Origin of the sequence: Streptomyces sp. NPDC060027, assembly GCF_042737005.1 — a bacterium.
Classification (GTDB): domain Bacteria; phylum Actinomycetota; class Actinomycetes; order Streptomycetales; family Streptomycetaceae; genus Streptomyces.
Map to the genome: position 1 here is coordinate 21,707 of NZ_JBHWVI010000010.1, position 13,025 is coordinate 34,731.

The following is a 13,025-nucleotide window of genomic DNA, read 5'->3' on the forward strand; positions in this document are numbered from 1 at the left end:
GCCGGATGGCGAACGACATCGCCGTGCATCTCGGGCACCTGCCGGGGGAATCGGCCGCCGAGGCGATCGCGGGTCACATCGGCCGGTTCTGGGACCCCCGCATGCGCTCCCGGCTCCTCGCGCACGTCGACGCCGGAGCCGACGGGCTGCACCCGCTGGTGATCGCGGCCGTACGGCTCCTGCGCTGAGCGGGGCCGTGCGCGAAGGGAGGCGGGACACGGCCGGCTCGGTAGGCTCTGGATGATCACGGGGCAGCCGGCCGGTGCGTCCGCGGTGCCGGTGGGCGGCGCGAGCGAGAGAGGAGCCGTTCATGCTGTTCCGGCAGCTCGAGTACTTCGTGGCGGTGGCCAGGGAGCGGCACTTCGCGCGGGCCGCGGAGTCCTGCTACGTCTCGCAGCCCGCGCTCTCGGCGGCGATCGCCAAGCTGGAGCGGGAGTTGAACGTCACCCTCATCAACCGCGGGCACAACTACCAGGGCCTCACGCCCGAGGGCGAACGGCTCGTCGTGTGGGCCAAGCGGATCCTCGCCGAGCAGGACGCGTTCAAGGCCGAGGTGGCCGCCGTGCAGTCGGGTATCACCGGGACGCTCCGGCTCGGGACGGACCCGACGGCCTCGACGACGCTGGCGATGCCCGTGGCCGCGTTCTGCGCGGCGCACCCGCTGGCCAAGGTGCAGGTCCGCTCCCGGTTGTCGACGAAGGAACTCCACCGCCAGTTGCGCGACTTCGAGCTGGACGTGGCCATCGCCCACTTCGATCCGGGCGACCAAGAGGGCCTTCAGGTGGTCCCCCTGTACCAGGAGAGATACATGCTGCTGGTCTCCGACGACCAGCTGATGTCCCAGACCACCACCATGACATGGGCGGACGCGGCGCAGCTGCCGCTCGCGCTGCTCACCCCGGACATGCGGATCCGCCAGATCATCGACGGCGTCTTCGCGGACAAGGGCTTCGTGGTGACACCGCAGGTGGAGACGGACTCCATCGCCGCGCTCTACGCGCATGTCGGCGGCGGCGACTGGGCGAGCATCGTGCCGCACACCTGGCTGCGCGCGATGCCGGTGATCGGCCGGACGCGCGCGCTGCCGCTGGTCGACCCGGAGGCGGGCGCCCAGGTGTCGGTGGCGATCCACGCGGCCACACCCGGCTCCGTCGCGGCCCGGGCCTTCGTCAACGCGGCCACGGGCCTGGCGCTGGACGACTTCTTCGGGCAGCCGCTGCCGAGCGAGCATCGCGTGCGCTGAGCCGGCGGACCACGCGGGAGCCGCCGCGGTCAGCGAACGTACCGGGCCTCGACCGCGAGCCGGTCGAGACCGCCCTTGGCGGTGTGCGGCAGCGCGGCGACGAGCTCCAGCCGGTCGGGCACCTCGTAGGCGGCCAGCCGGTCGCGGCAGTACCGCACGATCTCCTCCGGTCCGACGGTCTCGCCCGCGCGGACGGCCACGGCGGCGCCGACGCGCTGCCCGTACACCGGATCGGGTACGGCGAACACGGCCGCCTCGGCGACCCCGGGACAGCCGGCGAGGACGTCCTCGACCCGCTCGGGGGAGACCTTCTCGCCGCCCCGGTTGATGATGTTGTCGATCCGTCCCGTGAGGGAGAGATAGCCGTCGGCGTCCAGGGACCCCAGATCGCCGGTGCGCAGCCAGCCGCTCGCGAAACCGCGCGCCGTCCGCTCCGGTTCGGCGAGATAGCCGCGGGCGACCGTGGGCCCGCGCAGCCACACCTCGCCCTGGACGCCGACCGGGCACGACCGCCCGTTCCGGTCGGCCACCCGCACCTCCACCCCGGTCGGCAGGCCGACCGACCCGTGCTTGAGGACGCCGTGCTGGGGCAGCGGCTCACTGGTCGCCTGGTGCGTGGACTCGGTCATGCCGTACGCCGAGAGCAGCGGCGCGCCGAACGCGCGCTCCAGGGCTCGCTGTGTGGCCGGGTTCAGCGGGGCGCTGGAACTGCGCACGAAACGCAGGGGCGGCCCGTGCGGGACCGGGTGCTCGGACTCCGCCCGGTCGAGCAGGATCTCGTGCACGGTCGGGACCGCGGTGAACCAGGTGGCGCCCGCGGCCCGCATGTCGTCCCGGAACGTCCGCGCGGAGAACCGCCCGCCCGCGGGCAGCAGCACGCAGCCCCCGCCGGCCAGGGACGCCAGCAGCGCCGCGAGCAACCCGTGACCGTGGAAGAACGGCATCACCGCCACCGTCGCGTCGCCGGGCCCGAGCGTGTAGCCGGCGCAGATGCCCCGTACGGACGCGGCGACGTTCGCGTGTGTGAGCGGGACCATCCTGGCGCGGGCCGTGGTCCCGGCGGTGTACAGGACCAGGGCGTCGCCCGGAGTCAATTCCTCTGCCGCTCCCCGTACTTGACGCGCCGGCGGGCCGGTGTCGAGGACGACCGCCGCCGTCCCGGCCCGGGAGACGTCCACGCGAAGGGGCCAGGTGGGAACCCCCACGGGTGCGACCGGCGGGGCGTCGGCCGCGGGCCGACCGACCAGGACCGCCGGTGCGCCGAGCGCGTCGAGCCGGGCGGACAGTTCCGGTCCCGGCAGCGCGGGGTCCAGCGGCGCGACCACCAGACCGGCCCGCGCCGCCCCCAGTAGCGCGACGACGAACTCAGCGGTGTTGGCGCCGATCAACCCGATCGCGGCACCCCGGCGCAGCCCGGTGGCGCCCAGCCGCGCGGCCACGTCGTCGGCCAGCGCGGCGAGGGCCCGGTACGAGAGATGCACCCGGTCGGCGGTGACGATCAGGGCCCGGGCGTACGGGCGTTCACGCACCTGCCGGTCCAGGAGACCGGCGAGTCCGGTGACTTCAGGGGGTCGGTACCCGTCGGTGCCGCGCACCGATCCCGCGGCCGGAACGGCCATGACCGCACCTCCTCACGCCAGGTCCGATGAAGCGCCGACCGCCCGAGACGGCCGTCCACCGCTTCGGCGAAGCGGTCCTCTGCGAGCCTGCGGCGCCGCCCCGCGCACGTCCAATACGTACTGGCGAACGGCCGATAGCAGCTGTCTATCAAGGGAGTCGCGAGGCCCGGACCTGCCGTCGATAGACGCTGTTTATCGGCTGGTCGCCGATGGGTCTTGGACGCGGACGAGCGGGCTCTGGATGGTGGGAGAAGCAGCCGCACCGGCAGGATCTGCCCAAGGAGGACCTCGGACCATGACCGCCCCCTCGACACTGGAGACCGCGGCGAACGCCGACGTGACCGAGCTCACCGACGGGTACCACCTGGTCGTCGACGCGCTGAGGATGAACGACGTCGACACCATCTACGGGGTCGTCGGCATTCCGATCACCGACCTGGCCCGCCTCGCGCAGGCGCGGGGCATCCGCTACATCGGCTTCCGGCACGAGAGCAACGCGGGACACGCGGCGGCGGCGGCCGGCTACCTCACCAAGAAGCCCGGCATCTGCCTGACCGTGTCCGCGCCCGGTTTCCTGAACGGGCTGGTCGCGCTGGCGAACGCCACCACCAACTGCTTCCCCATGGTCCAGATCTCCGGCTCCAGCGAACGGCACCTGGTCGACCTCAGTCAGGGCGACTACGAGGAGATGGACCAACTCGCCGCCGCGCAGCCGTTCTGCAAGGCCGCCTACCGCGTGAGCCGTGTGGAGGACATCGGCCGGGGCATCGCCCGCGCGCTGCGCACGGCGGTCTCCGGGCGCCCCGGCGGTGTGTATCTCGACATCCCCGCCGCGGTGCTCGGCTCCATCATGGACGCGGAGGCGGGCGCGAAGACTCTGAGCCGCCTCGTCGACCCCGCGCCGCGCCAGCTGCCGGGGCCCGAGGCCGTCGACCGCGCCATCGAGCTTCTCGCGGGCGCCGAACGGCCATTGGTGGTGCTCGGCAAGGGCGCCGCCTACGCGCAGGCCGACGACCGCGTCCGCGAGTTCGTCGAGTCCACCGGCATCCCCTACGTACCGATGTCGATGGCCAAGGGCCTGCTGCCCGACGACCACCCGCAGTCGGCAGCCACCGCCCGTTCGCTGGCCCTGAAGAAGGCCGACGTCGTGATGCTCGTCGGCGCCCGCCTCAACTGGCTGCTGAACCACGGAGAGGCACCGCAGTGGAACCCCGACGCCCGGTTCATCCAGGTGGACATCGAGGCCAGGGAGATGGACAGCAACCAGCCCATCGCGGCCCCGCTCGTCGGAGACATCGAATCGGTGCTCGACGCGATCGCCGAACGGGCCAAGCCCGGCCGGATCGCGGCGCCCGCCGCCTGGCGCGAGGAACTGGCCGCGCGTTCAGCGCAGAACGTGGCGAGGATGGCGGAGCGGCTCAAGGCCGACCCGCATCCCATGCAGTTCATGGGTGCGCTGAAGGCGGTGCGTGACGTCGTGCACGAGCGCCCGGAGACGTACATCGTCAACGAGGGCGCGAACGCGCTGGACATCGCGCGGAACGTGATCGACATGCGGGTGCCGCGGCATCGCCTCGACAGCGGCACCTGGGGCGTCATGGGCATCGGCATGGGCTACGCGATCGCCGCCGCCGTCGAGAGCGGCGCCCCGGTCGTGGCCGTCGAGGGCGACAGCGCCTTCGGGTTCAGCGGCATGGAGCTGGAGACGATCTGCCGCTACGACCTGCCCGTGGTCACGGTCATCATGAACAACGGCGGTGTCTACCGCGGCGACGACGTCAATCCCCTCGGTGACGCGCCCTCGCCGACCACCCTGATGCTCGCGGCCCGCCACGACCGGATGATCGAGGCGTTCGGCGGCAAGGGCTACCGCGCGACCACGCCCGCCGAGGTCACCGCCGCCCTCACCGAGGCGCTGGCCTCCGGCGGCCCGGCGCTCATCGACTGCGTGATCGACCCCTCCGCGGGGACCGAGAGCGGGCACATCGCGCACCTGAACCCGAAGGGCATCACCGGCGGTTCCATCACGCCGGCCAGGAAGTGAACTCCGAACTCCCCTCCCGTACGGCCGACTTCCGCACCGAGATCATTCACGAGAAGGAATCCACCATGAGTGAAAAGCCGCTCGCCGGAATCAAGGTGATCGACTTCACCGGCGTCCAGGCCGGTCCCGCGTGCACGCAGCTGCTCGCCTGGTTCGGCGCCGACGTCATCAAGGTCGAGCGCGTCGGCGGAGGCGATGTGACGCGCCGTCAACTCCGGGACATCCCCGACCTCGACGCCCTCTACTTCACCATGCTGAACAGCAACAAGCGGTCCCTGGCCATCGACACCAAGTCCCCCGAGGGCAAGGAGGTCATGGAGAGGCTGATCCGCGAGGCCGACGTCCTGGTGGAGAACTTCGCGCCGGGTGCCATGGACCGGATGGGTCTCGGCTGGGACCACATCCACGCGCTCAACCCACGACTGATCTTCGGCTCGGTCAAGGGCTTCAACGACGACTCCCGGTGGAACGACCTCAAGGTCTACGAGAACGTCGCCCAGGCCGCCGGTGGCGCCGCGTCCACCACCGGGTTCTGGGACGGGCCGCCCACCATCAGCGGCTCGGCGCTCGGCGACAGCAACAGCGGCATGCACCTGATGATCGGCCTGCTCACGGCGATCATCCAGCGCAACGCGACCGGGCTGGGCCAGAAGGTCTCGGTGTCCATGCAGGACGCCGTGCTCAACCTGACCCGGGTCAAGCTGCGCGACCAGCAGCGCCTGGAGCGGGTCGGCCACCTGGAGGAGTACCCGCAGTACCCGAACGGGGAGTTCGGCGACGCGGTGCCGCGCGGGGGCAACGCGGGCGGCGGCGGACAGCCCGGCTGGATCCTGAAGTGCAAGGGCTGGGAGACCGACCCCAACGCCTACATCTACTTCACGGTCCAGGAGCAGAACTGGGTCCGCACCTGCGAGGCCATCGGCCGGCCGGAGTGGGCCGAGGACCCCGAGTACGACACCGCCCTGGCCCGTCAGCCGCACATCATGGACATCTTCGGCGAGATCGAGAAGTGGCTCGCGGACAAGACCAAGTACGAGGCGGTCGACATCCTGCGCACCTTCGAGGTGCCGTGCGCGCCGGTGCTCAGCATGAAGGAGCTCGCCGAGGACCCCGACATGCGCAAGAGCGGCACGATCGTCGAGGTCGAGCAGAAGGAGCGCGGCACCTATCTGACGGTGGGCAGCCCGATCAAGTTCTCCGGATTCAAGCCCGAGATCACCGGCGCACCGCTGCTCGGCGAACACACCGACGAAGTGCTCGCGGACCTCGGCTACGACGCGGACGCCATCCGCAGTCTGCACGAGGGGAAGGTCGTCGCCTGATCCGTACGTCCGACCCGTACGACCGACCCGTACGACCGACCCCTACGACCGACCTGTACGACCAAGTGCCCTGCGAACGGCGTCCGTTCGCAGGGCACTCCGGCACTCGGGCGTCGAGCGGGCGGCGGGCGCCCTCTCTCCTGACGAGGATCAGACGGTCGCGCGGTCTGCCTCGGACCGTCGCCGCGTCCTCTCCCGCTCGCGGGCGCGTCGCGCGGTGACGTCGCGGATCACGGCCCCGACGTACGGGGCTCCGTCGCTCCCGGCCAGCAGCACCACGCTGAACTCGATGGACAGGGTCCGGCCGTCCGCCGCCAGCGCGGGAACGGTCAGGAGGTCGGCCTCGCCGTACTTGGTGGCGCCCTGCTCCACGGCGGTGCGGAAGCCGTCCCCATGACGTCGGCGGTGCTTCTCCGGGATGACGATGTCCAGGCTGCGGCCGTCCGCCTCGGCCGCGGAGAACCCGAAGATGCGCTCGGCGCCCCGGTTCCAGTAGCGGATCAGGTTGTCACCGTCGACGATCACTACTCCGTCGGGTGCCTGGGCGGCCATGCCCATGATCACTTCGGGATCGAGCTTGTCCATGTCGCCTCCGAACCGGGCAGTGGTGTCGACAGTATACAGAATCCCATTCTTGGAGATCCCCTGCGTGCGGGGGCAGTTGACGAGGGGCGGGCGACGCGACGGACTGGTGGTACCGGAGAAGGAATCCGGCGCCAGGTCACGTCACCCGCCCGCTCCGAAGTGGCTGTTCGTGGTCTGACCGTCGTCCGTGACCGCCGCGGCGACGCAGCGGAACACCCGTAGCCCCTCGGCCCATTGCGCGGCCGTCGGCGGCAGGACGTCCACGTTCCAGCGGACGCCGTCCGTGCGGCCGGTGGACGTCAGGGAGTTCCGCATGACCTGCTGCGAACACAGAGTTCGTACGTCGGGATGCTTGGCGAGGTCCCTCGCGTTGTACGTCATCCCGTCCTTGGGCAGCGGGGCGACGGCGAAGGTCTCCCACACGTGCTCGATGTGGCAGTCGGCGCGGCTGACGGTGATCGACCCCGAGATGTCGGTGATGCCGCTCCAGCACTCGGCGGTCGAGACGCAGCGGCCGCCCACCCCCTCGACTTCCGCGGCCGCGCAGCCGCGACGGGTGGTCCGCACGCCGCCGAAGGCGTCGCCGCCCGGCGAGCCCTTGTCCGTGGCCTTGGGGGACGGGGACCCGGTGGACGAGGAGCCGGGGCCGCCCGGCGAACCGTACTGCTGGATCACCAGGGTGACGGACACGCTCACGGTGACCACGGCCGCCAACACGCCGATCAGTCCGGGCCGCCACCGTGAAGACCTGCGGCCCGCCGGCTCCGCGACCGTGCTCACCCCGCCGGGGGCGGAGCCGCCGGGCTCCGCGTCCGGCCCGCCGTTCCCGGCCGCCCGACCGGGTCGGCCGTCCGGAGTCACCGGGGCCGAAGGCGGCGGGGGAACGGTGCCGGGCGGGGTGTGAGGCGTGGGCGGCGCGTTCCGGTGCGCGGGAACGGTGGTGGCCACGCGGGGCGCGGGCCCGAACGCGCCCCGATCGGTGCTGTCGACGTCGAGGGCGGCCAGGGCGTCCCGCAACGTCGTCGCGTCCGGCATCCGGGACGCCGGATCCGTCGCCAGGGCTTGTCTGAGCACCTCGTTGAGGGTGCTCGGCACGCCCGGCAGATCGGGGTAGGGCCAGGTGTGCCGGACGATGAGTTCCGCGAGGCTGAGCTGGGTGCCGTCCTCGGGATGATGCGGCGGACGGCCGCGCAGGAGGGCGTAGAGCGTCGCGGCGAGCGAGTACACGTCGCCGGTCGTCGTCGGGTCGGCCAGGTGGAAGGCCTCGGGCGGCGCGTATGCCGGAGTCAGCGCCTCGCGTGTCACCGACAGTTCCCGGCCGGGCCTGGGGATGGCCGCCAGACCGAAGTCGGTGAGGGCGGCGGCGCCGTACCGGTTGACCATGATGTTGCCCGGCTTGATGTCGCGGTGCAGGACGCCGACCGCATGCGCCGCGGTCAGCGCGTCCGCGATGCCCAGCCCGATGTCGCGGGCTTCCTTGACGGTGAGCGGTCCCTGGCGGTGCAGGCGATCGCCGAGCGAGCCGCCGGGACAGAGCTCCATGACCATGTACGGGCGGTCGTCACCGAGGACGCCCGCGTCGTAGACCGGGACCACGTGCGGATGCCCGGACAGCTGCCCCGCCGCCGTGACCTCGCGCAGGAAGCGCTGCCGGTCACGGTCCGAGGCCAGCGCCCTGCCGTCCACCTTCAGCGCCACTTCCCGGCCCACCGCCACCTGGCGTGCCCGGTAGACCGTGGCGAAGCCGCCCCGGCCCAGGACGCCCTGGATCTCGTATCCGGAGAGTTCCACGTGTTCGTACCGCATGGTGCTGTCATCCCCCAGCGCGCAACCCCCCACGGCAGAACGTCAGACCGGGGGCCGCGCCGACTCTAGCCCAGTCGTGCGAGCCGGTGGGGCCTGCCGGTCGCGCGGTCACCGGGGAGGAAGGGAGGGGAAGGCCGACCCCGGCGTCACCCCTGCCGGGCCCCTGGTCAGCGGGGTGCGTGGACCCCGTCCAGTGCCACCGACAGGACGCGGTCGCGCTGGGCGTCGTCCAGGAAGTTCGTCGCCGTGATGCCGGCGACCATGCGCAGCAGGTCGTCGAAGGTCATGTCGGCCCGCGCCTCGCCCGCCTTCTGCGCGCGCTCGAAGAGGGGGCCGCCGGCCGCGTACATCGATTCCCGGCAGGCCAGGAAGATCTCCGACTCGTCGTTGAGGGCCTCGCGGATGGCCCGCTTGGTGACCGTGTAGTCCACGAAGCGGCGCAGCCACGACGTCAGCGCCACCCACGGTTCCAGGCCGGCGACCTCCTCGGCGACCCGGCACAGGTCGTCGACCTCGCCCGCGTAGACGCTCTCGAAGAGATGGCGGCGGGTCGGGAAGTTCCGGTACAGCGTGCCGATGCCGACACCCGCGCGCCGGGCCACGTCCTCCAGGGAGGCCTCCGCGCCGCTCTCCGCGAACGCCTCGCGGGCGGCCGCCAGCAGCGCGTCGTAGTTGCGGGCCGCGTCCTTCCGGTGCGGACGCCGGGACGCGACGATCTCGCTGACGGGGAACGGCTGTGCCGTCACTGCTGCCTCCCGGCTGGATCGCGATTGAAACGGAGGTATGCCTCCGCTACAGTGGAGGGGTACCTCCACTTTACCAGTCGGGGTGCGTTCGGCGTGGACGCGTGCGGCCGCACGCGGAGCCGACGCGCTCGTGCCCCCGTCCTCGATCCCCGGCGGAGCGTGCGGTGACCGCACCGCACGGCCCCACCCACCCCTGAGCGTCCGCTCCGCGACCGCCGTCGCGGTCGTCGGTGTGCCCGACGCCGCTCCACAACCCGCCCGTCCCGTACGACCGTGGCCCGACGACCTCGGCCGCATCCTGTCCGGAGAGGCTCTTCATGCCCCGCACGTCCACCCGCCTCACCTTCGCGGTCCTCGCGACCGGTGCCGGCGTGTTCGCCATGCTGCAATCGCTGATCGCACCGGCCCTGCCGACCGTCCAGCACGCGATGCACACCTCGCAGTCCACCGCGACCTGGGTGATGACCGCGTACCTGCTGTCCGCGTCGATCTTCACGCCCATCCTCGGTCGGGTCGGCGACCTGATCGGCAAGAAACGCACCCTCGTCGCCGTTCTCCTGGCCGTCCTGGCCGGCTGTCTGCTCGCCGCGCTCGCGCCCACCATCGGCGTACTGATCGTCGCCCGGGTCGTGCAGGGCATCGGCGGAGCCCTGTTCCCGCTGTCCTTCGGCATCATCCGGGACGAGTTCGCCGCGTCCCAGGTGAGCGGCAGCATCAGCAACCTGTCCGCCGTGATCGCCGCAGGCGGGGGAGTCGGCATGGTGGCGGCCGGTCCGATCGTGACCGCGCTCGACTACCGCTGGCTGTTCTGGATACCCGTCGCCGTCGTCGCGATCACCACGCTGATCGCCCTGCGTTACGTCCCCGAGTCGCCCAACCGGGCCCAGGGACGCGTCAATTGGCTCGGCGCCGTGCTGCTCTCGGGCTGGCTCGTGGCACTGCTGCTGCCGCTCAGCCAGGCGAGCCACTGGGGCTGGGGATCGGCCAAGGTGATCGGTCTGTTCGTCACGGCCGTGCTGCTCTTCGCGCTCTGGCTGGGCTCCGAGGCCCGCTCCCGCAGCCCGCTCATCGACCTGCGCATCATGCGGCTGCCCGCCGTGTGGACCACCAACACCGCCGCGCTGCTGTTCGGCGCGGGCATGTACGCGATCTGGTCCTTCCTCCCCGGGTTCGTCCAGACTCCGAGTTCGGCCGGCTACGGCTTCGGAGCGAGCGTGACCGCGGCGGGACTGCTCATGCTGCCGATGCTGATCGCGATGTTCTGCTCGGGCGTGCTGAGCGGCCGGCTGGAGCCCGTCCTCGGCGCCAAGAAGCTGCTGGTCGCCGGTGCCGCGCTCGGCGCGGTCGCCTGCGGATTCCTCGCTCTCTGGCACGCCCGGCCGTGGCAGATCGCCTTCGCCGCGGGTGTGTTCGGCCTCGGCATCGGACTCGCCTTCGCCGCGATGGCCAACCTCATCGTCGGCAGCGTCCCGGCCGAACAGACCGGCGCGGCCACCGGGATGAACGCCAACATCCGCACCATCGGGGGTTCCATCGGCGCCGCGGTGACCAGCGTGCTGGTCACCGGCCACCTCCAGTCCTCGGGCCTGCCGTACGAGTCCGGGTACACCCACGGGTTCACCCTGCTCGCCCTGCTCTGCCTGGCCGCCGCACTGGCCGCGCTCCTCGTCCCCGTCCGGCGCACGGCACGTCTCTCCGGCGCACCCCGGGCTTCGGGGCGGACCGTGGGCGGGGCCCCCGGTGCCGATGCCGGTGCGGCGACCGAAGCGGAGGCCGTCGCACCGGGGGCGCGGAACTGACGGCACGGGGTCCGGTGCCGCGCGGGGTCCGGCGTGAGCGCCGGGTGCGCGGTGCCGGGGCCGCTCAGCCGTCGTGGCCGATGTCGGCGAACTCTTCGAGCAGGGCCGACGCGACGGTCACATCGTCCGTGAGGGGTCGGTCCCGCATGTCCGGGTCCAGAGCCGCCGCCGCGCGCAGGTAGGCACGCCCCGCCGGGGTGTCCGGAGCGGGCGGGGTGCCGCGCAGCCGCAGCGCCCTTACGGCGGTGACGAGTTCGCAGGCCAGGACCAGCCGGTACGCCTGTGCCAGCCGCAGGGACTTGCGGGCCGCCTGGGTCGCGAAGGTCGCCGCCTCCTCCATGCCCTGGGACAGCACCACGTGCCCGAGCGCGGCCGGGGTGGCGCAGGCCTGTATCTCGGCGAGGGCGGACGCCGCGCTGTACTCCAGGATCATCATTCCCGACCCGGCGGAGGACGTGTCGGCCAAGTAGGAGCGCAGCCCGGTCAGTTCGGGGCGGCCGAGAGCGGACAGCCGCGCCGCCGAGAGCCGGGCCGTGCCGAGCACGGCGAGGCCCAGCTGGTCGAGCGCGAGGGTGAGCGGCGCGGCGAAGAAGCCGCCGTGATGCTGTGCGAGGGGGGCGCCCGTGGTCTCGTCCCAGCCGATGAGGGGGTTCTCGGTGGCGGAGTTGAGATCGATCGACAGCACCCGCTCCAGGCCCGACCACGCCTCCGTCGCGGGGCCGTGGACCTGCGGGAAGCAGCGGAAGCCGAAGGGGTCCTGTACCCGTGCCGCCACTCCGCCCGGCGGCTGCGGTACGACCGTTCCGTTCCCGGCCGCCCCACCGAGCAGTCCTCTGACCTGGGCCGCGGCCCGCCCGATCGCCGGGTGCGGATGGGCCCGGTGGACCTCGGGCGCGTACGCCTCTAGCGAGCCTCCCACCGCGTGCAGCGAGAGCGCGGCGACCAGGTGCGCGGCGCGGAGCGGGACACCGAGATCGTGCCAGGCGAGCGCGGACTGGCCGAGAGTGAGGGCGTTGCTGCTCAACAGGGCCAGCGCGTCGCCTCGTTGAAGGGAAAGACTCACCGGGAACGGACTCTCCGCGAACGGACCCTCCAGGAACGGACTCTCCGCGAACGGACCCTCCGGGAACGGACTCTCCGCGAACGGGCTCCGCGGAAGCGGGCTCCGCGGGAGCGTGAACGCGGAGAGGGGTCGCTCGGCCGGATGGCCCCCGGAGCCCGCCCGGTCCCGTGTCCAGGTGCCGTGGCCGAAGAGGGCAAGGCCCAGTTGGGCCAGCGCCGTCAGATCGCCGGTACCCACGGACCCGTACTCGGGGACCAGGGGATGCACTCCCGCGCGGAGCGCGTCCGTGACGGCCACCGCGATCTCGGGTCCCAACCCCGATCCGCCGGCGAGGAGTTGGTTCGCGCGCACCACCATCATCGCCCGGACCTGGCGTGCGGGCAGGGGCTCGCCCACGCCGCCCGCGTGACTGAGCAACAGCCGCAGATCATGGCCCGCGCCGTCGTGTTCCTCGACGGTCAGGCCCCGATGCGCGCCCACACCGGTACTGCGCCCGTAGACCCGGGCGCCCTCCGCCGCGAGCCGGCGCGCGGCACGGCGGGTGCGTTCCATCGCCTCGAGTGCCGCGGGATGCGGGGGAGGAGGTGTCGCTCCGTCGGCGATCCGGGCCACCGCGGCGGCATCGAGGCCCCGGCCGCGGAGTGCCGCACCGCGCGACGCGGTCCCGCCGGTGGGCTCGTCGATCGCGGAGCCGGTGGCCGCGTCGGCCGTGCGCTCGAGCATGACGGACGTTCACTCCTCAGCCGTACGTCGACAGAAGACAGCAGGGCGGGCCGGGGAAGGCTTCTCCCCGGCCCG

The 13,025-nt window shown here is 72.3% G+C and carries 10 protein-coding genes; 5 read left to right on the plus strand and 5 right to left on the minus strand.

The window, feature by feature from the left end; all coding sequences use genetic code 11:
• The first annotated feature begins 5 nt into the window (after positions 1 to 5).
• A complete protein-coding gene (locus ACFWBT_RS04375) occupies positions 6 to 188 on the plus strand; it encodes a formate dehydrogenase subunit delta (protein WP_385695724.1) in 183 nt (60 codons plus the stop codon).
• A gap of 122 nt (positions 189 to 310) precedes the next feature.
• Complete coding sequence (locus ACFWBT_RS04380; protein WP_385695726.1) at positions 311 to 1,243, plus strand: LysR family transcriptional regulator; 933 nt, start codon at positions 311 to 313, stop codon at positions 1,241 to 1,243.
• A gap of 29 nt (positions 1,244 to 1,272) precedes the next feature.
• Here the strand turns inward: ACFWBT_RS04380 and ACFWBT_RS04385 are convergent, their stop codons facing one another.
• Positions 1,273 to 2,862, minus strand: a complete 1,590-nt coding sequence (locus tag ACFWBT_RS04385) for a FadD7 family fatty acid--CoA ligase (protein ID WP_385695728.1) — start codon at positions 2,860 to 2,862, stop codon at positions 1,273 to 1,275.
• Positions 2,863 to 3,157: 295 nt separating this feature from the next.
• Between ACFWBT_RS04385 and oxc the strand changes: the two genes are divergently transcribed.
• Together oxc and frc are read left to right on the plus strand one after the other, a co-directional pair.
• Entirely contained in the window at positions 3,158 to 4,906 is a 1,749-nt protein-coding gene (gene oxc / locus ACFWBT_RS04390) for an oxalyl-CoA decarboxylase (protein WP_385695731.1), read from the plus strand.
• 65 nt (positions 4,907 to 4,971) lie between these two features.
• The gene (gene frc / locus ACFWBT_RS04395) at positions 4,972 to 6,228 is read left to right on the plus strand and encodes a formyl-CoA transferase (RefSeq protein WP_385695733.1); all 1,257 of its coding nucleotides are present in this window, start codon (positions 4,972 to 4,974) and stop codon (positions 6,226 to 6,228) included.
• Between the two features lie 150 nt (positions 6,229 to 6,378).
• On the opposite strand, the gene ACFWBT_RS04400 is transcribed toward frc, so the two are convergent.
• The 3 genes from ACFWBT_RS04400 to ACFWBT_RS04410 all read right to left on the minus strand — a co-directional run bounded on the left by ACFWBT_RS04400 (position 6,379) and on the right by ACFWBT_RS04410 (position 9,365).
• Positions 6,379 to 6,813, minus strand: coding sequence for a PAS domain S-box protein (locus ACFWBT_RS04400; protein WP_385695734.1), 435 nt, complete (start codon positions 6,811 to 6,813; stop codon positions 6,379 to 6,381).
• A gap of 141 nt (positions 6,814 to 6,954) precedes the next feature.
• A complete protein-coding gene (locus tag ACFWBT_RS04405; protein WP_385695737.1) occupies positions 6,955 to 8,619 on the minus strand; it encodes a serine/threonine-protein kinase in 1,665 nt (554 codons plus the stop codon).
• Between the two features lie 167 nt (positions 8,620 to 8,786).
• Positions 8,787 to 9,365: a TetR/AcrR family transcriptional regulator gene (locus ACFWBT_RS04410; protein WP_266763922.1), complete on the minus strand. Its 579-nt coding sequence runs from the start codon at positions 9,363 to 9,365 to the stop codon at positions 8,787 to 8,789.
• 317 nt (positions 9,366 to 9,682) lie between these two features.
• Between ACFWBT_RS04410 and ACFWBT_RS04415 the strand changes: the two genes are divergently transcribed.
• The gene (locus ACFWBT_RS04415) at positions 9,683 to 11,164 is read left to right on the plus strand and encodes an MFS transporter (RefSeq protein ID WP_385695740.1); all 1,482 of its coding nucleotides are present in this window, start codon (positions 9,683 to 9,685) and stop codon (positions 11,162 to 11,164) included.
• A gap of 64 nt (positions 11,165 to 11,228) precedes the next feature.
• Here ACFWBT_RS04415 and ACFWBT_RS04420 read toward each other — a convergent pair whose 3' ends face one another.
• Positions 11,229 to 12,950 carry an aromatic amino acid lyase gene (locus tag ACFWBT_RS04420; protein WP_385695743.1) on the minus strand — a complete coding sequence of 574 codons (1,722 nt, stop codon included), beginning with the start codon at positions 12,948 to 12,950 and terminating at the stop codon, positions 11,229 to 11,231.
• Positions 12,951 to 13,025 lie beyond the last annotated feature (75 nt).